This window comes from Streptomyces sp. E11-3, assembly GCF_046540415.1.
Lineage (GTDB): Bacteria > Actinomycetota > Actinomycetes > Streptomycetales > Streptomycetaceae > Streptomyces.
In genome coordinates, this window is record NZ_JAZGRL010000001.1 from 1,199,428 (window position 1) to 1,217,802 (window position 18,375).

Here is an 18,375-nt window from a genome sequence, read left to right on the forward strand (position 1 = left end):
CCCGGTCAGGGCTGGGTGGGTGCGGCGCGGCGGCCGGTCACGCCGCGGCCTTGCTGGTCGGCTGCGCGCGGCGGGCGGTGGCACGAGCCGTGCGGCACGGACCGCAGCACGGGATCTTGTGCCGGTAGTGGGCGGCAGAGCCCTCCGGTGTGCCGCACAGCCCCGTCCAGTCGGGGAACGCGTCAGGGTCGTCGAGCCGGTCGTCGTCCCAGGCGCCGACCGGTGCCCACCCGCGGTCGGAAGCGTGGTTGCGGGCGCGGCTGTACGCCTGGTTGTCGACACCGTGTTCGCGAGGGTCGACCCGCCACAGCTCGTCGTAGAGGCCGTGGACGAGACGCACCGTGCGGACGATGACCTGGGGCCGCTTGATGATGCTGCCGAAGTTTCCGGGCTGCATGGCGAGACGGGCGGCGAGTTGGGCTTGAGGCCAGCCGCCGGCTACCAGTGCTTGGAGTCGGCGCCGGGTTCCGGTGGCGTCGACGGACACGGCAGAGCCGAGGTTGTCGAGAGTGGGCTGAATGGCGAGGAGCGCAATGGCGTTCTTCGGGCGGACCTGCTTGGACGGCGCCATGCCCCGCTGGGGGTGGCCGTACAGGAGTTTGGTGAGGACGCCGGTGGGGACGTCGGCGAGTGCGGCCACGCGCTTCCAGCCAATGCCGAAGTCCATGAGGGTGCGGACGTGTTGGCGGACTGGTTCGGCGTCGACGTAGGGCTGCCAGGTGCCGTAGGCGATGGCGCGGCGCCGGTTGGCCCGGTACTGGCTGTCTGCGAAGCAGCAGGGGTAGCAGCGGCAAGCGTCGAGCTTGTACTTCACGTAGGTGCCGTGCTGGCGGTCCCTCATGCGGCCACCGCCTTGCGGTCGCGCTTTTGCCCGGCGTGGAGTTCGCGGAGGATGGCGGCGAGTTGGTCGCCGATGTACTTCTCGTTGGCGTCGAGTTGCTTGGCGATGGAGGGCACGGATTCGCCGCACAGGTGGAGGTGTTCGATCTCGTCGCGCCGGTACGGGTCGCGCTGGTATTTGGCTGCTGGCTGGTACGGATCGGCGGTGTCGGGTTGTGTGGCGGGGTTGTCGATGGTGTGGTCGTCCCAGGCGAGGGGCCCGTGCCAGCCTTTTCGGCGGGCGTCGTTGCGGGCCCGCGTGCTGGGGCCGGGGGTGCGGGCGAGGTGCCGGTATTCGAGGGCGATGGTGTCGGCGGTGGTGGCGCGGACGTGCTGGAGTTCGCCGCGGGAGATGCGTCCGAGGGCGTCTCGGTTGAGGCCGAGGTGGTCGGCGAGTTGGGCGATGGGCCAGCCGATGGCGATGAGAGCTTGGAGGCGGCGGACGGTGCCGGTGGCGTCGACGTCGCGGGTGTCGGTGGGCGGCGGGCCGATGGGGATGTTGAGGATGCTGCGGGCGGTGTGGTTGGAGACGGTGGGCTGGCCGGCGAGGATCGCACTGATGGCGCGGTGTCCGATGGTGGAGGCGCGTCCGATCTGTGCCTGTGTCCAGCCGAGGGTGAGGAGGCGCTGGATGTGGGCGCGGGACTGGGTGGCGGGTTGGCGGCGTCGCTGTCCGCGGTGGTAGTCGAGGCGGATGCGGGACATGTACCGGTAGTCGGCCTGCTTGCACTCGGTCTGGCGGCATCCGCGCAGGTAGCAGGCGCGGGATGGCTGGTGGGTGCAGGTGGTCATTGGTTCCCCCGTTCGTCGGCGTAGTAGGGCTGGAGTCGCGCCCATTCGGCGGCGAGGTGGTCTTCGAGCTGCTCGAGGCCTTCGATGGCGCTCGGGGCCGGTACGTCGCCGCGGGCGGCGCGGCGTGCGGTCCACGCCCAGCGGGCGCGGTCCCAGGCGCGGCGTAGGAGCCGCCAGCAGGCGACAGCGGCCACACCGGGGGCGAGGAGCCACAGGAACTTGCCGACTTGGGTGGCGGCGAAGAAGGCGTCGACGGCGTTCACGTCCGCCTCCTGGGCTTGTGTGCGCGGCGGGTGATGAGCGCGCCTGCGATCACGGCGACTCCGGCCATGACGGCGAGGCACAGCAGGAACAGGGCGGCGTCGCTCATGCCGTCCTCCTGGTGCCTCGCCAGGTGCGGCACAGGCTGCGGTGGACGGTGGCCCGCTTCGACGGGGCGGTCCCGGCTGCCTCGATGAGTCCGGCCTTCGCGGCGGCCCCGAAAGCTGGCCCCCACTGGGACGGATGCTCTGGTTCGTCGATGAGGCCTTCGGCGATGAGGTCGGCGGCCTGGAAGACGACACCGCGGCGGGCCATGACCTGTATGGCGTCACGGCAGGCGGTCGCCCAGTCCGGGCGGGTCGCCGCGGCGGCGCGGGCCATACCCGCGGTCTTCGCGCGGGCCGCGGCGGCCGGGTTGATGGTGCCGGGGACGGGCTCGGGGAACTGAAGCTGCTGGCTCACCGGGCACCACCAGGGAGTTCACGGCCGACGCCGTCCAGCTCCAGTCGAGTCTGGATGCCCTGGAACGCCCGCAGCTGCTCGTCGACCTGCACGGCCTCGCGGATCAGCTCGGGGAGCGCGTGCGGGTGGATCTCCCACGCCGAGCCGGTGAACCAGAACAGTCGCTTCGCGTACTTGGCCTTCGGCCCGCCCGCCTGCTTGAGGACTCCGGCTTGACGGAGCTTGCGGCGCCACTGCTCCTCACCCCAGGGCAGCCCGTACCGTTGGCGGGCTATCGCCGCGGCCTCGGTCCACGTCCAGGTGAGCGGGTCCCCGGCTGCGCGGCGGGCGACGGCGTCGGCCTCGATGATCCGGACGGCTTGTTCGGAGTCGAGGAGGTAGCGGCGCACCTGCCGGGCAACCTCGGAGTCGCGGAGCAGCATCGCCACGTTCAGCAGCGTGCGCCGGTCGAACAGGGCCAGGGACCGGGCGCGTGTGCCGAGCCCACTGAGTGACTTGATGTCACTCAGTTCAGCGCCCGAGATGACTCGGTAGCCGTTGGCCTGCAGCTCTTCGAGGTTCCGGTGTACGAGCTGGCGGATGGTCTCGATGCTGACGTCGAAGAAGGCGGAGACGCCTTCGGTGGTGACGTGTAGGTCGTCGGGGAGGAAGGGGACGGCGCGGACCTTGTCGAGTACGTCGATGCGGTTGCCGTACTGCTGCCGGGCGGTACGGGACTCGGTGAGCACCATCTCGTTGGGAATGATCGGATCGGTCACGGTGTGGTCTCCTTGGGTGGTGCCGGGCTGGCCGCATTACGGGTGCGGCCAGCCCGGCGAGGCGGGGCTACTGCTGGGCGTGCTTGAGGGCGCCGCCGCGTTCGCGGATGTAGTCGCCGAGGCTGGTCGGCTGGCCGGTCTGCGGGTGGAGCAGTGGGGTGGCCAGGGCGCCGCGGGACTCGACCTCTCGGTAGAGGGCGAGCAGGCTGTCGGGCGTCGCGTCGTCCGCCCCGGCCGCGTCGATCCAGGCGGATGCGTCGACGGTTTCGGCGCCGTCGTTGAGCCAGTCGAGGAGCGGCTTGGCGATGTCGACGGCGCCGTTCGGCTCGCTGATGGACCGCTTGTGGAGGCTGGGGCAGCGGGACTTGAGGACGGTCAGGGTGTTGTCGATGTCCATGGAGGCGACGAGGCCGAACTCGTACTCGACGCCCTTGCGCTGCTCGGCGCGCATGCCCATCGCGACGGGCTCGCGGCGTCCGCGGTCGTTCTCCTGGAGGACCCACTCTGTCTGGGAGCGCATCGTGACGACGATGTGGCCGGGGTACGTCAGCAGGGCGTCGATCATTTCGTTCTGCATGGGGGTGCCGTCCTTCCACCCCGCGAAGCTGTTGCCGCCGTACTTCGACTTGGCCTTCTCGACCTGGTCGAGGGTGCCGTCGGTGCCCTTCCAGTAGTGCGACAGGGAGTCGATGAGGACCGTGCCGTACCCGGCCTCTCGGGCGGCGGCGAGGGCCTTGACGAGGTCGCGGGGGTCGTAGCGGTGCATCTGCAGGACGTCGAACTGGATGCCGTTGATGCCGACGTACAGAGATGCGGCTCCGCGTTCGGTGTCGATGACGGCGAAGCGGCGGCCCTCACTCAGGCCGTGGGCGATGGACAGGCCCGTCCAGGTCTTGCCGGAGCCGGAGACGCCTTGGATGGCGACGCGGGCCTTGGCCTTGTCCTTGGTGGCCGGGCGGAAGACGAAGCCGCCCTGGTCGTACTCGTCGGCCTGCGGCTGCTGGCGGCCTGTACGGACGGGCGGGGGAAGCTGGCTCACGGAAACGCTCCTAGGCGTACTGGCGCTCGACCCACGGGGGGAGCGAGATCATCGGGTTGGGCAGGTATCCGGGCCATTCGCCGGACTCGCGGCAGATGGCGTAGGCGTTGAGGGCGACCGTGTTGAGGTGGCGGCCGACTTCTCGGGCCATCGGGTCGCAGGTCGTGACGACGACGAGGTAGGGCGGTTCCTTCTCCTGCAGCACGAACTGCATGGGCCGCTCGGGGTCGATCAGGTCGAGCGCCAGGCCAGCGGCCTCGTACCAGTCCTGCTGCTGCGGGTAGCCGTGTTCGTGGAACGCCTTCTCCAGGTCTTCGCGACGGCAGGACCGCGCCGACTTGTAGTCGACCAACTGGCCGTCGTGGCGCAGCCAGTCGAAGCGGGCCCGCCGCCAGACGCCGTTGTCCTCCCAGAAGGCGGACTGTTCGGCGGCCCCGGAGCCGGGCTCCAGAAGCCGGGCGGCCTCCGGATCCTTGCGGAGCTGTGCGGCCATGGCCTTGACCTGCTCCATCTCCGGCCGCTTGAGCGGGATGCTGCCCTCGGCGCGGATGGCGGCGATCTCGGCCTTGATGGCGTTGGTGTCCCAGCGAGGGGCGTCGACGAGGACGAGCTCGGGGCCGTCGTCGAGAACCAAGCGGTGGGCGGCAGTGCCCAGGTCGAGGGCCTTCTTCGGCGGCTCAGGGTTGTCGAGCCAGTGCTTGAACTTGGCGGGGCAGTCCTTGACGAGCTTCCGAGCGCCGGTCGAGGAGAGGCTGCCGCCGGGCACGGGATCGGAGTGGTACAGCTCGGCGGGGATGTCGTACACGCCGGGGATCACCTCGGCGGGCGCCTCGACCTCCACGGCGGCGGTCACTGGGCGTCTCCCGAGCAGGTCTCGCAGCGGCCGTCGGCGGTGAACGGGCCGGCGGTGTCACCGCACCGGCAGCCGAGGGGGCCCTCCCCCGTGGCGATGCGCTGGAGTTGGGCGATGCCGGTCTCGTCGTAGCGGGCCAGGTGCAGGGCTGCGGACAGGGCCGGGTAGGTGTCGCGGAGGATCGCCCGGTTCTGCAAGTCAGCGGCCTCAATGGCGGCCATGAGGTGCTGGGTGAACGAACCGGGATGGGCGCCGCCCTTGTGGCCGTAACGCCACAGGACGTGACGTGCGGTCTCCCGCGGGATGGTGGTGCTCATGCGCTCTGCCTTTCGAGTGTGAAGGGGCCGCGGAGCCTGGGGGCGGCTCAACGCGGCGTTGGCTGCCGGGGCGGCGGGCGGTAGGTCACCGCCGCCCCGGCATGATCAGGTGGCGAGGCGGACGGTTGTCTGCTGATAAGCGGGGTCGGCGTTGACGATCCGGTCGACGGAGAACCACAGGCCAACCGTCCGCCCGCTGTTGACGTGCACGCCTTGCAGTTCGAACCCTGCGATGTCCATGTACTGGCGGCGGACGGTGCCTTCGTAGATGGATTCGCCTGGTGTCGGGCCGGTTGCGGTGATGCGGACTCGGTCTCCGTCGTGCGGCTCGTACATGTCAGGCCACCTCCTCGGCGGGCTTGATGCGGGTGGTGTGCGGGATGTGCGCGGGGTCGGCCGCCCGTGGCGCGGCGACGGCCACGACCGGGCCGAGCGCGTCCCACAGCGGCCGGACGTCGAAGCCGGTCGGGTGGGTGGGCTGCTCGTCGGGGTCGATATCCCGCTCCATGGGCGGCACGGTGGTCGCCAGGACGTTGGCCTTGAAGGCGCGCAGGGCGTGCAGCTCGATCCGCAGGTGGGCCTTCTCGGCCTCGGAGGCCCGAAGGTCTTCGAGGGCCCCGGACAGGTCGATCCCCGCCTGGTCCAACTGGAGCTCAAGTTGGGCGCGTTCGGCGCCGAGGTTGTCGACCTCGGTGGTGAGGGCAATGAGCGTGCACACCGCCTCGTCGAGCTCGACGCGCAGCTGCATCGGCGTCTTGCCACGGTGGCGGGCGAGCCTGCGGCCACGAGTTACGAGGCTCACGGCGTCACCCCCGCCCGCAGGCCGGTGGCGGTGTCGCGGAGCGCCTGGACGACCTGCTCCTTCGTCCGCTCTGCAGCGTCGTTCCAGTCGATGAGGTCCGCGCCGAGATGGTTTTGCACGGCGACCTCAGCGCGCAGTGCGGCGCGGCGCTCCGGGCCGTCCTCGCACCCGAACCTCGCGCTGCCGTGGGCGGCAAAGTTGAGGGCGCCGACCACGTCGACACGACACCCCTCGAGGGGGGTCCCGGCGTCGGCCTGGCAGCCGGAGTACAGGGCGCCCTGATGGAATCCGACGCGGTCCATGTGGCAGGCGGCCTTGTCGCAAATGTCGGCGACCTCGGCGACGGTGGGTGGGGCGATGGTGCCGGTCATGATCGGTCCTCCCAAGCAGCGATCCGCTGATCAACGTCGCGATAGTCGGTCCAGAGGGCAGGCTGATCAGGCATGCCGCACCTCGACCACGTCCCATCGAGGGCGGCCTGCACCACCGCAATGAGGACTACGGGGTCGACCAAGAGCGGCAGATCCAGCTCCGAGGGAGCCGCGCCAGGGCGGTGCAGATACCAGCCCTGGACGTGATGCCAGGTGAGGGAGTGGCCGGATTCCCAAGCGAGTTCGATCCACAGGTCGTGCACGGTCTGCCTGGTCAGCCTGATGAACGTGTCAGTGACCCTGACTGCTGTCGTGATGGGGGCGAGCCCGGCATCGGCGAGAGTGGCATGGAGGGCGTCGGCGTAGGCGGTGTGCGGCAGGCTCACGATGCCTCCCACGCTGCGACTGCGGCCTCCACCGGCCGGCTGTCCCACGACCACGTCCCGTCGTTACAGATCGGGCCGGTCGCCAGGTGCCCACGCAGCGCGTTCGCGGTCGAGCACGCGACTTGCCGCGGGCTGGAGTAGACGCCGACGGCCTCGGGGTCGAGGTGGCTCACGTTGCGGCCGCCACCAGCCTCGATCAAGTGCCATCCGCGGTTCTGGTCCCAGCCGAGGTAAACGCCGTGCAGCCAGGTGCCGGCGTCGGCCTGGTCGGCGTCGAACTCGATCCACGCCTCCAGGAGCTGGCCGTCCTGGGTGGTGGTCTCGGCGCGGACGACGTCGATGCCGTAGGCGGCGAACGCGTCGGCGACGGCGTCGATGTAGCTGTTGTGCGGGTATTCGGTCACTGCTCGGCCCTCCTGCGGGCAAGGTGCTGGCTGATGCGGGGCCCGGCGAGGGCGAGGAACGCGAACGCGGCGAGGACGATCCAGTCGACGGCGGTCACTTGGCGCCTCCCGTCGGCAGTAGCCCGAGGGCGTCGAGGAGTTCGCGGACCCTGGCCGCCACCACCGGGTCGTGGGCGAGCTGCTTGCCCGCCAAGCGCGGCATCAGATCGTCGAGCTCGTGCGGGTGCTCGGCGGCGATCCGGTCCGCGACCGTCACCGCCGCTTCACGTCGCTGCTCGACCGTGTTGCGGTGGGTGCGCTCGTCTCCAGCGAGTTCGAGGCCCATCAGTCCGCCTCCCGCCTCGCCGTGCGGGCGGTGTACGCGTTGAGCGACTCGACGAACCCGGCATCCGCCGACTCCCGGAACGCGCGGCTCGTCTGGCCCCACGTGGTGAGCGTGTTGGTGTCGGCATGCCACGTCTGCGGTTGATCCCAGTCCGCGGCGGGGAACGCGCCCTGCATGAGCGCGGCGAGCCGCTGCGACCCACCGGTCGGAAGCTGTAGACGCTGCTTGCAGTCAGCAGACCGAGCCGTGACGACGTAGGACCGCGCTGCCGTCCCGGCCGGGTCGGTCCACACTGGCGTCAACAGCACCGTGGCCGCGCCAGGCGCGATCTGGTGCACCCGGTAGCCGAGCTGCTTGTAGTGCCTGCGACGGCGGGCAGCCGATGCCCGGCGTGGGTGCACCGGGTGCGCCTCGCGGTCCACCGTGCGGCGCGTGCGGAGCTGGTCGCGGTACTCGCCCCGCACGCCCTTCGACCAGGTGGCTGGGTTCGGGCCGTACACGGCGCAGTACGCCACGTCGAGTTCGTCCAGTGCGTCCTCGACGAGGTCTGGGAAGGTCGTCGGCTCAGTTGTCATTCGACTCACCGCCGTCACGGTCGCTCTTGAGTCGCTCGATCTCGGCTCGGGCTTCGGCGAGTTCATCGGCGGCGGTCCGGTTCCGCTCGACCTCGGCGACGATCGTGTCCCGCCAGGCGGTGACGCCCTCAAGGAACGCATCGGCGATCTTCACGTGGTCTTCTGCGCTGACGCGCTGTGGGATCTGGAAGCATGTGTTGCCGGGGCCGTGCCACCCGTCCGGCTCGACGTAGAGGACCGCGTTCGGCTTCCCGGAGCTTCGGACGGTGAGGCTCGGCTCCAGGAAGATGGTCAGGTTGTAGTTGCTCATGCCAGCCTCCTGGGCTGCTGGTTCTTGGCGGCGAGGGCGGCGATGTGCTCAGCCCAGCCGGGATAGGTGTCGTCGGTGGAGATCGGCGCCTCGGGGTGCCGGAGCAGGCACTCGTCGAGGGCGTAGGCGATCCGGTCCGACGGAGACTCGGTACTGGCCGCAGCCTCAGCGAGGACCTGGCAGCACCGTCGGACGGTCAGTGCCCGCGCGTCCGCCTCCAGGCGGGTCAGCGGCACATCCACGTCGGCGATCCGACGCGGCTTCGACGGGGAGGTCATGACGCGCCCCCCTTGTGCGAATCGCCCGGCTCGCCGCAGCCAGCGCACAGGTCCGGCGCAACCGGATTGCCCTCGAATCCGGGACAGTCGCCCCTCATCTGGATCTCGACGACGGGGCAGTCGACACAGTGCAAGTACTCGCCGTCTTCGCACTCCGGTCGGCACTGGCAGAGCGCGGCTTCCAGTTGGGCTGCGTAGCGCCGGTTCTCGTCCCGTTCGCCACGGGCTCGGTCGAGCTCGGCGAGGAGCTCCGGCACAGCGTCGTGCGCGTCAGCAATGAACAGGGCGATGTCGCCAGCGAAGTCCGGGAGCGTCGCCAGGACCGTGCCCGACTCCAAGTGCACGACCCGGCAGTACGCGGGCTCGTCACCAGCAGCCTCGACGTAACCCTGAACCCACGGGCCGTCGTACCAGGCACCAGGGTGGGTCTCGCGGATCTCCGCCTCGCGGTCCGGCATCAGGGGCTCAGTCACGGCCCTCACCGCCAGCCGCACCCTCGGCCAGGCGGGACAGGCCGATGCCCCACACGATCGCGTGACAGGCCCACAGGTAGCGCCAGTCGTAGTCGTCGAGCTGCCACTCGCTCGTGTAGGGGGCGAGGAAGCGCCACGCCTCGCCCCACTGGCCGTCGGGCAGGTACTCGAAGGCGGCCAGTGCCTCGCGCGCCGTCTCCTTAGAGTCGGTGCTATATGCGGCCATGAAGCCCTCGGTGTGCTCGCACCAAGCGGCGGTGACGCCGGGGAAATGCTCCTCTGCCTGCGCCAACTCCTTGGCTACGTGCTCGTCGAAGCGCTCAGTGGAGAACTGGATGGCGGGCTCCGACCAGGCGACGAGCTTCTCGTTCCAGTAGCCGAAGTTCGGCCGGTCGCTTACTGACGACTCGCTGAAGACCTTGAACAGGTCGGCGGTTGGCCAGACGGAGAAGACGTAAGTCCCGACCTCGCCGTGGAACATCAGTCGGTTCGGCGACGTGTGCAAATCGAAGCGGTAACCGCGACCGTCGGTGGCCTCGAACCGAAGGTGCCGGTACAGGCCCTGCTCGAAGAGGACGGTCATCGCGTGGCCAGCGGTGTCGCGGGCGAAGCGGGCAGCGATCTCCGGGTAGTCGCTCATGCCGCACTTCCCATCAGCGGCAGGGACAGCCGGGCGATGTTGTCGAGCAGCACATACGGCACCGGAGACGACGACCCCATCAGGTCCTCGTACTGGCCGAGGAGACGGCGGAGTTCCTGCCGCTGCGCCCGCAGGTCCTCCGAGTGGACCAGTGCCTCCTCGTCGGCCAGCGTGGCCTCCCAGTAGGTGTAGAACAGCTCGTTGGACGCCTGCTCGCGCTCTTCGGCCGGGAGGCTGTCGTAGGCCAGACGTCCGATGTCAGTGACGTCGACCCCGTCCGGGCGCGTCGCCTGGAGGTGCTCCGCAGCCCAGGCGAACATCGTCTGCAGCGGGGACACCATCGGGACCTGGGTGGTCATGAGGTCGAACTCGTCCGGCTCGTAGTCCGGGTCAGGGTTCTGGGAGAATGAACTCACGGTTCACTCCTGTCTCTTCTGGGTTCTGAAGGGGTGGATCTCGCGGCCTAGGCCGCAGTGGCCCCGGCTGCCGGTGTGTGGAAGCCCGGCGGTTGGGGCCGCGTTGCCGTCAGGCGGCGCGCTGCCTGCGGCGGCGGGCGGGGGCGGGGCCCACGCGGTGCGCGTCGTAGTAGTGCGGAAGGTCTTCGCGGCTGATGCGGATCACGCCGCCTGCCACGCGCTGGCTGTGGGGAGCTCCGGCCTTGATCATTCGGCGCACGGTGTTGACGCTGACCTGCAGTAGGTAGGCGACCTCCTGAATCTTCAGGAACGGTGCGTCGGGGTCCGCCGGCTTCTGGGGCTTGAGATAGGCCCGCTTGGTAGACACGTCACTTCCTCTCTGTGGGTACCTCGGTGGGGGCGAGGAGCTCTTCATGGGTCGCGTCCAGAGCGGTTCTGAGACGGCCGTACTTGCCCGGTCCCATGTGCTTGCGGGTGCCTCGTTCGAGTTTTCGCAGGTAGTTCGCACTGATCCCGACGATCTCGGCGAGCTCTTGGACTTCGAGCCCCGCTTGCATGCGTTTGGTGCAGATGGCCGCCCCGTCCACTGCGAGAGTGGTTGGGGGTTGGTGCATGCATTGAACATACCCATAGCTACCCACGCCGTCTACCCATTGCAGCCCTTAGATGCCCTCAGTTAGCTACTAATGGCGCACAGGTACCCTCTGATCTGCATATATCTATGGGCGACTTCCAGCCGAAAGGGTCCCCTAGTCCTGGCTGGTCCCGCCTAGTACTGCCAAGATGGGCTCATGCCGACCAGCACAGACCACGACCTCGAGCGACTGGCGAAACGGGCGAAGCGCCGCCGCGCGGAGCTGGGGCTCGCCCTGAACGACATCAACGCGAAGGCGGCCGGAGTCGCCAAGGCGACATGGCAGCGGGTCGAGAAGGGCCTCGCCATCAGGGAAACCAACTACGTCAAGATCGACAACCTGTTGCAGTGGGCCCCCGGAAGCTGCATCTCAATCCTCGAAGGCCGCGAACCCATCCCCGTCTCCGACGTGCCTGAGGCGCCGAACGCCACAGTCGCGGAAATGCCCCGCCAGGAGCAGGCGCTGGACACGGTGCAGCTGTCCCTGCTTGCCATGGCCAAGGGATCCACCGCCGAAGAGATCCGAGCCATGAGCGAGCGCGTAGTACGAGACCTCGCCAGCCGCGGGCTCATCTGACCGACATTCACTCAAATGGATTACAACCATTTGCTTTTACGGCTTCGTTACCATTTCTCCGTAGATCACTTTGGTCCCGCGTGGTCCCAACCGCCCCTGAACATGGCAGAGTCGAGGGACGTCCTCGGAGGCTCCTAAACCTGAAGAGGGGGAGCCATGCTGCACAGAGACGCGCTCATAGCCGACTACGGGCCACAGTTCTTGGGCCACGTGTTCAAGGTCGACAACGGGATCGTCTGCGTAGTACCAGTACAAGTGAATCGTCGCCCCGAGGCGCAGGCCTCGATGCGCGAGATGGTGCGGGCTCTCGGGAGCGACTGCGGCAGCTGCCGCAACTGCCCAGTGGGCAAGGCAAGCTGACACCATGTGGGTCGCGGAGTCTCGGCGGTAGGGGTACCTGCCGGACTGCCGCGCACGTGACGCCGAGGGGGCGACGATGGCGCGACGGAGCCAGGACATCTACACGGAGTGGCGCGGGGGCACCTGCCGTGTGAAGTGGTGGAGCGGCGAGTACCACGCGAGCGGCCGAAAACGCTTCGAGTCCGAGGGCGGATTCACCGACGAGGACGAAGCCTACGATCACGGCCGGGACAAGCTCTACGAGATCCGCCACGGCACCAACATCTCCAACCGCGACGGCGCCACCCTCGTCTCCGACTGGCTGGACGACTGGCTCGCATCCCTGGACCTGGCGCACCTCTCCGTCCGCAACTACACGTGGACGATCAACTCGCACATCCGCCCGTTCTTCGACCGCAAGACGGTCAAGGAGATCGACATCCTCACGGTGCGCGCCTTCCGCCGGCACCTCGCGAAGACCCTTAGCGACAACAGCGTCCGCAACGTGATGATGGTCTTCAACATGGTGATGAACGATGCGGTGGACGCCGGGCTGCGCAAGACATCACCGGTCGAGCAGAAGAGGCGCCGCGGCAAGTTCAAGAAGAAGAAGCGCGAGCGCAAGAAGGACATGCCCGTCGAGGTCGTGGACCAGCTCGCGCGCAACGCGGAGACCGTCTTCGGGTACTCCGGTTACGTCTTCATGTGGACGATGGCGATGACCGGGATGCGGCCTGCGGAACTGTATGGGCTGACGCGCGAGTACTGCCATCCGAACTGGCCTGCCTCGGATCCGCGGCCGGACCCGGACGAGGGAGACCGGTACGAAGAGGATGCGGAGCGGTACGGCAAGGGTGAGGGCGTGTTGCCTGCGATCCGGGTGCAGCGGCAGGTGCAGTACGAGGACGGCGAGTTGGGGTTCTTCCCCCCGAAGTACGACTCCTACCGGACGCTGGTGATCCCGCAGTTCCTGGCGGACATGCTGGAGAAGCTCCTCGCGTCCCACGACGAGGAGTGGGTGTTCACCGGGATCGAGGGCGGTTGTCTCGCCAGGTTGGCGTTCAACCGCGAGTACTGGCGGCCGGTCGCGAACGGCTGCGAAGAGCGGAGCGGCGGGCGAGTCCTCAAGCCTCGAGCGGAGATACCGGCAGTTCCCTCGTTCCAGGGGAAGCGGATGTATCTCATCAGGCACGGACACAAGGCCTGGCTGGACGAGGACGGGCACAGCCGGTTCGCGGTGGAGTCCCGCATGGGGCATGAGATGCAGGGCGTTGAGGGGACGTACAGCAACGTGACGCCAGCTATGGAGCGGGCCATCGTCGCGTCGTTGCAGGCTCGCTGGGAGCGCCTCCCTCAGGGGGCGGCGGTGGACGTGGGGCCACGGCCGATGGTCCCGTCGGTGGCGCAGCTAGTTCGCGGGGCCTTGACCAGGGGCATCAAGGGGACAGAGGCTGTACTCGCGGAAGTGCGGCTGGCCTGCCCGGATGCGCGAAGGGATACGGTGGTCCGGACCGTCGCGCGTGTGGCGAACGAGCAGAGTGAGGCCGCTTGAGGCGACTCTGTTTCCCGTTCGTTTCCCATCACCCGGTTGCGGATCAAGGGGTTAGCAGGTCAGCGCGATCGTTTAGCTGATTCCTTAGCTATGCACATGATGACCGGCTATATGTCCGCCGACCTGTTCCTGGCCATCGCCGAGAAGGCCGGGAAGGACCTGACCGTGGCCTCCTTCCAGAAGGCGGCGGCGGGCTTCTCCGACACCGGCACGATGGTCGGCGACCGCGCGCTCCCGAAGGGGCGCAAGGAGGCCTTCGGCTGCGGGGCGCTGGTGCAGCTGAAGAGCGGCGCGTACGAGGTGTCGTCGCCCTTCAAGTGCTACGAACCCATCCCCTTCAAGTAAGGGGGTACGGGCATGGCTGATCTGCTGGGCTTCGTGCTGAGCGGTCTGGTCTCGGGTGCGCTGTACGCCCTCCTCGCGACGGGTCTGGTGCTCTCGTACTCGGCGTCCGGGCTCTTCAACTTCGCCCATGGCGCGACCGCTTACCTCTGTGCGCTCACCTTCTACGAACTGCACTCCGGCTTCGGCTGGCCCGCCGTGCCGAGCGCGCTGCTGCTGGTCTGTGTGGTGGCCCCGGCCCTGGGCTGGGGCCTGGACCGGCTGATGTTCCGCAAGCTGGCGCGGGTCGGCGAGACGGCCCAGCTCGTGGCGACGATCGGGCTGCTGGTCGCGCTGCCCGCGCTCGGGATGTGGGTGGTGGAGCTGCTTCAGGACGCGGGCGCGTCGGTGCGGCCCGCCGAGAACGAGTTCGGACTGCCGGGGGTCGGGCCGAGCCCGGCCACGTCCTGGCAACTGATGGACGGGGTCGGCATCGACTCCGACCAGCTCATCACCTGGGTGGTCACGGCGGTGGTGGCGGTCGGTCTGTGGCTGCTGATGCGGCACACCCCGCTGGGGCTGCGGCTGCGGGCGTCGGTCGACAACCGGTCGCTGGTGGAGCTGCGCGGGATGAGCGCCGACCGGCTGTCGTCGGTGGCGTGGATGCTGTCGTCGGCGCTCGCCGGGCTCGCGGGGGTGCTGGCGACGCCGCTGCTCGGCCTCTCGGCGCACGACTACACCCTCTTCCTCTTCGTGTCCGCGACCGCCGCGGTCCTGGGGCGGTTCGCCTCGATTCCGTTGGCGTTCGCGGGTGGCCTGGCGCTGGGCGTACTGCAGAACCTGGTGGCCGGGTACGCCTCGTTCGCCGAGCGGATCACCGGGTTCCGTACCGCCGTACCGTTCCTGATCCTCTTCGCCGGGCTGCTGCTGATGACCCGGCGGCAGCGGACGGCGGGCACGGCGGCGGCCGACGCCCCGCCGGTCGACTATCTGGCGGGCCGGTCGTGGGCGCGGCGGTGGGGGCCGTGGGCGGCCGGGGCGCTGCTCCTTGCCGTGTCCTTCTACACGGTGACGACGCCCTTCTGGAGCGGCATCCTGGCGGGCGGTCTGGCGATCTCGCTTGTCTTCGTCTCCTTCACGGTGGTGACCGGGCTCGGGGCGATGGTCTCGCTGGCCCAGGCGACCTTCGTCACGGGTGCGGCACTCGTGGCGGGGCTGCTGATGAGCCACGGCTGGCCGTTTCTCGGGGCCGCGCTGGTGGGCACCTGTGTGGCGGCGGTGCTCGGGGCGCTGGTGGCACTGCCCGCGCTGCGGCTCGGCGGGCGTTCGCTGGCGCTCGCCACGCTGGCACTGGCCTTCCTCGCCGACCACGTCCTGTTCCAGATCGGCTGGCTGCGCAACGGTGACACCGGGTGGGCGATCCCCCGGCCCGCGTTCGGCCCCGTGGACCTGAGCGACGACCGGGCGATGGGCGTGGCCATGGTCGTCCTCGTCACGGCCGCGGTGGCGGCGCTCAGCGCGCTGCGGAACTCGGCCTCGGGGCGGGCCATGCTCGCGGTGCGCTCCGCGCCGGCCGCGGCGATGGCCTCCGGAGTCTCGGTGGTCCGTACGAAGCTGATGCTGTTCACGCTGTCGGCGGGGCTCTCCGGGTTCGGCGGCGTGATGTACGCCTCGTACAACACCCGTGTCACAGCTACCGACTTCACGGCGATGACGGGGCTGATCTGGCTGGCGGTGGTGGTCGCGGCGGGGGTGCGGAGGCCGCAGTTCGCGGTGGTGGCGGGGTTGGTGTTCGCGCTGGTGCCGCATGTTCTGTCCGACTATGTGACGGAGTCGGCGCATCTGCCGGTGATGTTGTTCGGGCTGGCGGGGTTGGCGCTGGCCAACGATCCGGATGGGTACTGCGCGGCGGTGCCTACGCGGCTGGCGCGGCGCAGGGCTGCGGGTGAGTGGGTGGTGCAGGGCAGAGATCCAGCCCGTCCGGCGATTGAGGACGAGCCCGGAGGGCGATCAGGGGGTCTGGGGGCGACGCCCCCACACGCGGCGAAGCCGCAAATGTCACTGCCGGGAAGGGGCGGGATCGGGGATGAAAAAGTCCCGCCCGCACTCGAACTGCACGGTATCCACGCCGGATACGACGGGGCACCCGTGCTGCACGGGGTCGATCTCACCGTACGGCCCGGCGAGATGGTCGCGCTGCTCGGCCCCAACGGGGCCGGGAAGTCGACCACTTGCAAGGTGGCCGCAGGGCTGCTGACTCCGCGCGACGGGACGGTGTACGTCAGCGGGCGGGACGCCACCCGCGACGGTGCCGTCAGACGGTCCAGGGCCGGGGTGCTGCTCGCCCCCGAGGGGCGGGGCATCTTCCCCGCGCTCACCATCGAGGAGAACCTCGCCCTGCGGCTGCGCGAGCGCACGGACCGCGAAGCGGTGTACGAGCGCTTCCCCTCGCTCGCCGCCCGCTGCAAGGTCCCCGCGGGCTCGCTCTCCGGCGGCGAGCAGCAGATGCTCGCCCTCGCGCCCCTCCTCCAACAACCACCGAAGGTACTGATCGCGGACGAACCCTCGCTCGGCCTCGCCCCCCGCGTGGTCGACGAGGTCTTCCGGATCCTCACCGAGCTCCGTGACGCGGGCACCGCTCTGCTTCTGGTCGAGGAGAAGGCGGCCGAGGTCCTGGGCGTCGCCGACACGGTGGCGTATCTCGCACAGGGCCGCGTCTCGTGGTGTGGCCCACGCTCGGAGGTACAGGTCGACCAACTCACCGAGGCGTACCTGGGGATCGCGGCCGATACGACGGAGGAGGTGACTCAGCCATGAGCGCCATGAGCGCCACAAGCGAGTACGTGCTCCAGGCATCCGGCATCGGCGTCCGCTTCGGCGGCGTGCGGGCCCTCACCGGCGTGTCCGTCGGCGTGCGCCCCGGCGAGGTGTGCGGCCTGATCGGGCCGAACGGCGCAGGCAAGACAACCCTGTTCGACGTCGTCTCCGGCATCCGCCGCCCCGACGAGGGCCGCGTCCTGCTGGACGGTGCGGACATCACCCGCCGCTCCCCCGTGTGGCGGGCCCGGCACGGAATGCGCCGCACCTTCCAGCGCCAGCAGCTGTTCGGACAGCTCACGGTGGCCGACAATCTGCTGGTCGCACAGGAGTGGCGCGGCGGCGGTGGCGGCCTGGCCGCCGATCTGCTCGCGGCGCCCTCGCGGCGGCGCCGGGCGGCGGCCCGCACCGAGCGCGCCACGGCGGTGCTCCGCGATTGCGGCCTCGCCGCCCTCGCGGACGGCTACGCGGGCGCGCTGCCGGTCGGCCGGGCCCGGATGGTCGAGCTGGCCCGTGCGCTGGCCGATCCGCCACGGGTGCTCCTCCTGGACGAACCCGCGTCAGGAATGACCGCTGAGGAAAGGACGCACCTGTCTGCCGTCATCCGCCATCTGGCGGACGAACAGGGCTGCGCGGTCCTGCTCGTCGAGCACAACGTGGCGTTCGTGATGGAGCTCTGCGCCCGGGTCGTCGTCCTGGACCTGGGCGCGGTGCTCGCCGAGGGTACGGCGGCCGAGGTGCGGGCCGACGCGTCGGTCAGGGACGCGTATCTCGGCACGGCTGCCGTAAACGGTGGGTGAACGGGAATGCTCGCGCGGTCGTGATCGTTCACGATGGAGTACCACCCCACCACGTAAGGATCGAGGGCTCGTGAGCAAGGTCCCCAGCAAGAACCTCAACAACGGCGTCGCTATGCCGCAGCTCGGCTTCGGCGTCTGGCAGGTCGAGGACGACGAGGCCACGCGGGCCGTCGCCACCGCGCTCGAGGCCGGGTACCGCAGCATCGACACGGCCGCCGTCTACGGCAACGAAGAGGGTACGGGCAAGGCCCTGGCCGCCTCCGGCATCGCCCGCGAGGAGCTCTTCGTCACCACCAAGCTGTGGAACAGCGCCTCCGAGACGTGGACGCGCGACAGCGTTCTGCGCGAGTTCGACGCCTCCCTGGCCAAGCTCGGCCTGGAGTACGTCGACCTGTATCTGATCCACTGGCCGCGCGCGATGCGCGACGACTACCTCACCATCTGGCGGACGTTCGAGGAGATCGCCGCCGACGGCCGCGCCAAGGCGATCGGTACCTCCAACTTCCAACCGGCGCACCTGCGGCGTCTGTTGGACGAGACGTCCGTCGTCCCGGCCGTCAACCAGGTCGAACTGCATCCGCAGCTCCAGCAGTCGGAGGCGCGCGCGTTCCACGCGGAGCACGGCATCGCGACCGAGGCCTGGTCGCCGCTCGGTCAGGGCAAGGGCCTCCTGGAGGTGCCGACCATCGTCGCCATCGCCCAGAAGCACGGCCGCACCCCGGCCCAGATCGTGCTCCGCTGGCACCTCCAGCTCGGCAACGTCGTGATCCCCAAGTCCGTGACCCCGTCCCGGATTCAGGAGAACATCGACGTCTTCGGCTTCGAACTGGACACCGAGGACCTGACCGCCATCGCCGCACTCGACGAGGGCAAGCGCCTTGGCCCGAACCCGGACGAGTTCGACTACAGCTGACCAGGCGCCCGGAGCCACCCACGCACCCGTCCGCGGGCCACGGCGGATCGTCAGGGCCGAGGTCACGGTGTACGTGCGCCC

Annotated in this window: 28 protein-coding genes; 6 read left to right on the forward strand and 22 right to left on the reverse strand. The window is 69.4% G+C overall.

The genetic code is table 11. From position 1 onward, the window contains the following. Nucleotides 1-37 precede the first annotated feature (37 nt). From U9R90_RS05440 to U9R90_RS05545, 22 genes are all read right to left on the reverse strand, one after another. Nucleotides 38-841, reverse strand: coding sequence for a hypothetical protein (locus U9R90_RS05440; protein WP_411055230.1), 804 nt, complete (start codon nucleotides 839-841; stop codon nucleotides 38-40). Next, on the reverse strand, nucleotides 838-1,671 hold the full coding sequence (locus U9R90_RS05445; RefSeq protein WP_411055231.1) for a hypothetical protein: 834 nt from the start codon (nucleotides 1,669-1,671) through the stop codon (nucleotides 838-840). The genes U9R90_RS05440 and U9R90_RS05445 overlap by 4 nt, the downstream gene beginning before the upstream one ends. Beyond that, nucleotides 1,668-1,934: a hypothetical protein gene (locus U9R90_RS05450; protein ID WP_411055232.1), complete on the reverse strand. Its 267-nt coding sequence runs from the start codon at nucleotides 1,932-1,934 to the stop codon at nucleotides 1,668-1,670. The genes U9R90_RS05445 and U9R90_RS05450 overlap by 4 nt, the downstream gene beginning before the upstream one ends. Nucleotides 1,935-2,037: 103 nt before the next feature. After that, nucleotides 2,038-2,394 carry a hypothetical protein gene (locus U9R90_RS05455; protein WP_411055233.1) on the reverse strand — a complete coding sequence of 119 codons (357 nt, stop codon included), beginning with the start codon at nucleotides 2,392-2,394 and terminating at the stop codon, nucleotides 2,038-2,040. Continuing rightward, a complete protein-coding gene (locus tag U9R90_RS05460) occupies nucleotides 2,391-3,152 on the reverse strand; it encodes a hypothetical protein (protein ID WP_411055234.1) in 762 nt (253 codons plus the stop codon). Before U9R90_RS05460 ends, U9R90_RS05455 begins: the two co-directional genes overlap by 4 nt. Before the next feature lie 67 nt (nucleotides 3,153-3,219). Further along, the gene (locus tag U9R90_RS05465) at nucleotides 3,220-4,191 is read right to left on the reverse strand and encodes an ATP-binding protein (RefSeq protein WP_411055235.1); all 972 of its coding nucleotides are present in this window, start codon (nucleotides 4,189-4,191) and stop codon (nucleotides 3,220-3,222) included. Between the two features lie 10 nt (nucleotides 4,192-4,201). After that, nucleotides 4,202-5,044, reverse strand: coding sequence for a PD-(D/E)XK nuclease-like domain-containing protein (locus tag U9R90_RS05470; protein WP_411055236.1), 843 nt, complete (start codon nucleotides 5,042-5,044; stop codon nucleotides 4,202-4,204). Next, nucleotides 5,041-5,361, reverse strand: a complete 321-nt coding sequence (locus tag U9R90_RS05475; RefSeq protein WP_411055237.1) for a hypothetical protein — start codon at nucleotides 5,359-5,361, stop codon at nucleotides 5,041-5,043. Before U9R90_RS05475 ends, U9R90_RS05470 begins: the two co-directional genes overlap by 4 nt. Before the next feature lie 105 nt (nucleotides 5,362-5,466). Further along, entirely contained in the window at nucleotides 5,467-5,697 is a 231-nt protein-coding gene (locus tag U9R90_RS05480; protein WP_411055238.1) for a hypothetical protein, read from the reverse strand. Between the two features lies 1 nt (nucleotide 5,698). Further along, the gene (locus U9R90_RS05485; protein ID WP_411055239.1) at nucleotides 5,699-6,163 is read right to left on the reverse strand and encodes a hypothetical protein; all 465 of its coding nucleotides are present in this window, start codon (nucleotides 6,161-6,163) and stop codon (nucleotides 5,699-5,701) included. Next, complete coding sequence (locus U9R90_RS05490) at nucleotides 6,160-6,534, reverse strand: hypothetical protein (RefSeq protein WP_411055240.1); 375 nt, start codon at nucleotides 6,532-6,534, stop codon at nucleotides 6,160-6,162. Before U9R90_RS05490 ends, U9R90_RS05485 begins: the two co-directional genes overlap by 4 nt. Continuing rightward, nucleotides 6,531-6,920 carry a hypothetical protein gene (locus U9R90_RS05495; protein WP_411055241.1) on the reverse strand — a complete coding sequence of 130 codons (390 nt, stop codon included), beginning with the start codon at nucleotides 6,918-6,920 and terminating at the stop codon, nucleotides 6,531-6,533. Before U9R90_RS05495 ends, U9R90_RS05490 begins: the two co-directional genes overlap by 4 nt. After that, nucleotides 6,917-7,324 carry a DUF6292 family protein gene (locus tag U9R90_RS05500; RefSeq protein WP_411055242.1) on the reverse strand — a complete coding sequence of 136 codons (408 nt, stop codon included), beginning with the start codon at nucleotides 7,322-7,324 and terminating at the stop codon, nucleotides 6,917-6,919. The genes U9R90_RS05495 and U9R90_RS05500 overlap by 4 nt, the downstream gene beginning before the upstream one ends. Nucleotides 7,325-7,418: 94 nt before the next feature. Continuing rightward, nucleotides 7,419-7,649: a hypothetical protein gene (locus U9R90_RS05505; RefSeq protein ID WP_411055243.1), complete on the reverse strand. Its 231-nt coding sequence runs from the start codon at nucleotides 7,647-7,649 to the stop codon at nucleotides 7,419-7,421. After that, nucleotides 7,649-8,224, reverse strand: coding sequence for a hypothetical protein (locus tag U9R90_RS05510; protein WP_411055244.1), 576 nt, complete (start codon nucleotides 8,222-8,224; stop codon nucleotides 7,649-7,651). The genes U9R90_RS05505 and U9R90_RS05510 overlap by 1 nt, the downstream gene beginning before the upstream one ends. Next, nucleotides 8,214-8,534, reverse strand: coding sequence for a hypothetical protein (locus U9R90_RS05515; protein WP_411055245.1), 321 nt, complete (start codon nucleotides 8,532-8,534; stop codon nucleotides 8,214-8,216). Before U9R90_RS05515 ends, U9R90_RS05510 begins: the two co-directional genes overlap by 11 nt. Beyond that, nucleotides 8,531-8,812 (reverse strand): hypothetical protein, encoded by a 282-nt coding sequence (locus U9R90_RS05520; RefSeq protein ID WP_411055246.1) that lies wholly within the window; start codon nucleotides 8,810-8,812, stop codon nucleotides 8,531-8,533. The genes U9R90_RS05515 and U9R90_RS05520 overlap by 4 nt, the downstream gene beginning before the upstream one ends. After that, complete coding sequence (locus U9R90_RS05525; RefSeq protein WP_411055247.1) at nucleotides 8,809-9,285, reverse strand: hypothetical protein; 477 nt, start codon at nucleotides 9,283-9,285, stop codon at nucleotides 8,809-8,811. Before U9R90_RS05525 ends, U9R90_RS05520 begins: the two co-directional genes overlap by 4 nt. Next, nucleotides 9,278-9,925, reverse strand: a complete 648-nt coding sequence (locus U9R90_RS05530) for a hypothetical protein (protein ID WP_411055248.1) — start codon at nucleotides 9,923-9,925, stop codon at nucleotides 9,278-9,280. Before U9R90_RS05530 ends, U9R90_RS05525 begins: the two co-directional genes overlap by 8 nt. Then, entirely contained in the window at nucleotides 9,922-10,341 is a 420-nt protein-coding gene (locus U9R90_RS05535) for a hypothetical protein (protein ID WP_411055249.1), read from the reverse strand. Before U9R90_RS05535 ends, U9R90_RS05530 begins: the two co-directional genes overlap by 4 nt. A 109-nt stretch (nucleotides 10,342-10,450) precedes the next feature. Continuing rightward, nucleotides 10,451-10,708 carry a helix-turn-helix domain-containing protein gene (locus U9R90_RS05540; protein ID WP_411055250.1) on the reverse strand — a complete coding sequence of 86 codons (258 nt, stop codon included), beginning with the start codon at nucleotides 10,706-10,708 and terminating at the stop codon, nucleotides 10,451-10,453. Nucleotide 10,709: 1 nt separating this feature from the next. Further along, nucleotides 10,710-10,955 (reverse strand): helix-turn-helix domain-containing protein, encoded by a 246-nt coding sequence (locus U9R90_RS05545; protein WP_411055251.1) that lies wholly within the window; start codon nucleotides 10,953-10,955, stop codon nucleotides 10,710-10,712. 177 nt (nucleotides 10,956-11,132) lie between these two features. Between U9R90_RS05545 and U9R90_RS05550 the strand changes: the two genes are divergently transcribed. The 6 genes from U9R90_RS05550 to U9R90_RS05575 all read left to right on the forward strand — a co-directional run bounded on the left by U9R90_RS05550 (nucleotide 11,133) and on the right by U9R90_RS05575 (nucleotide 18,294). Then, nucleotides 11,133-11,552 carry a hypothetical protein gene (locus U9R90_RS05550; protein WP_411055252.1) on the forward strand — a complete coding sequence of 140 codons (420 nt, stop codon included), beginning with the start codon at nucleotides 11,133-11,135 and terminating at the stop codon, nucleotides 11,550-11,552. A 436-nt stretch (nucleotides 11,553-11,988) separates the two neighbouring features. Continuing rightward, a complete protein-coding gene (locus tag U9R90_RS05555) occupies nucleotides 11,989-13,443 on the forward strand; it encodes a tyrosine-type recombinase/integrase (RefSeq protein WP_411055253.1) in 1,455 nt (484 codons plus the stop codon). A gap of 90 nt (nucleotides 13,444-13,533) precedes the next feature. Next, entirely contained in the window at nucleotides 13,534-13,788 is a 255-nt protein-coding gene (locus tag U9R90_RS05560; protein ID WP_411055254.1) for a hypothetical protein, read from the forward strand. Nucleotides 13,789-13,800: 12 nt separating this feature from the next. Continuing rightward, nucleotides 13,801-16,581, forward strand: coding sequence for an ABC transporter permease subunit (locus tag U9R90_RS05565; protein WP_411055255.1), 2,781 nt, complete (start codon nucleotides 13,801-13,803; stop codon nucleotides 16,579-16,581). Continuing rightward, the gene (locus U9R90_RS05570; RefSeq protein WP_411055256.1) at nucleotides 16,578-17,381 is read left to right on the forward strand and encodes an ABC transporter ATP-binding protein; all 804 of its coding nucleotides are present in this window, start codon (nucleotides 16,578-16,580) and stop codon (nucleotides 17,379-17,381) included. Before U9R90_RS05565 ends, U9R90_RS05570 begins: the two co-directional genes overlap by 4 nt. A gap of 70 nt (nucleotides 17,382-17,451) precedes the next feature. Further along, nucleotides 17,452-18,294, forward strand: coding sequence for an aldo/keto reductase (locus U9R90_RS05575; protein ID WP_411055257.1), 843 nt, complete (start codon nucleotides 17,452-17,454; stop codon nucleotides 18,292-18,294). Nucleotides 18,295-18,375 lie beyond the last annotated feature (81 nt).

What these genes read in the sequence shown, in the direction of transcription:
- U9R90_RS05510 (WP_411055244.1), bottom strand. Translation starts at nt 8,224, where the DNA reads ATGACAACTGAGCCGACGACCTTCCCAGACCTCGTCGAGGACGCACTG.
- U9R90_RS05445 (WP_411055231.1), bottom strand. Translation starts at nt 1,671, where the DNA reads ATGACCACCTGCACCCACCAGCCATCCCGCGCCTGCTACCTGCGCGGA.
- U9R90_RS05550 (WP_411055252.1), top strand. Translation starts at nt 11,133, where the DNA reads ATGCCGACCAGCACAGACCACGACCTCGAGCGACTGGCGAAACGGGCG.
- U9R90_RS05560 (WP_411055254.1), top strand. Translation starts at nt 13,534, where the DNA reads ATGCACATGATGACCGGCTATATGTCCGCCGACCTGTTCCTGGCCATC.
- U9R90_RS05475 (WP_411055237.1), bottom strand. Translation starts at nt 5,361, where the DNA reads ATGAGCACCACCATCCCGCGGGAGACCGCACGTCACGTCCTGTGGCGT.
- U9R90_RS05490 (WP_411055240.1), bottom strand. Translation starts at nt 6,534, where the DNA reads ATGACCGGCACCATCGCCCCACCCACCGTCGCCGAGGTCGCCGACATT.
- U9R90_RS05520 (WP_411055246.1), bottom strand. Translation starts at nt 8,812, where the DNA reads ATGACCTCCCCGTCGAAGCCGCGTCGGATCGCCGACGTGGATGTGCCG.
- U9R90_RS05440 (WP_411055230.1), bottom strand. Translation starts at nt 841, where the DNA reads ATGAGGGACCGCCAGCACGGCACCTACGTGAAGTACAAGCTCGACGCT.
- U9R90_RS05555 (WP_411055253.1), top strand. Translation starts at nt 11,989, where the DNA reads ATGGCGCGACGGAGCCAGGACATCTACACGGAGTGGCGCGGGGGCACC.
- U9R90_RS05505 (WP_411055243.1), bottom strand. Translation starts at nt 7,649, where the DNA reads ATGGGCCTCGAACTCGCTGGAGACGAGCGCACCCACCGCAACACGGTC.
- U9R90_RS05565 (WP_411055255.1), top strand. Translation starts at nt 13,801, where the DNA reads ATGGCTGATCTGCTGGGCTTCGTGCTGAGCGGTCTGGTCTCGGGTGCG.
- U9R90_RS05480 (WP_411055238.1), bottom strand. Translation starts at nt 5,697, where the DNA reads ATGTACGAGCCGCACGACGGAGACCGAGTCCGCATCACCGCAACCGGC.
- U9R90_RS05545 (WP_411055251.1), bottom strand. Translation starts at nt 10,955, where the DNA reads ATGCACCAACCCCCAACCACTCTCGCAGTGGACGGGGCGGCCATCTGC.
- U9R90_RS05530 (WP_411055248.1), bottom strand. Translation starts at nt 9,925, where the DNA reads ATGAGCGACTACCCGGAGATCGCTGCCCGCTTCGCCCGCGACACCGCT.
- U9R90_RS05515 (WP_411055245.1), bottom strand. Translation starts at nt 8,534, where the DNA reads ATGAGCAACTACAACCTGACCATCTTCCTGGAGCCGAGCCTCACCGTC.
- U9R90_RS05570 (WP_411055256.1), top strand. Translation starts at nt 16,578, where the DNA reads ATGAGCGCCATGAGCGCCACAAGCGAGTACGTGCTCCAGGCATCCGGC.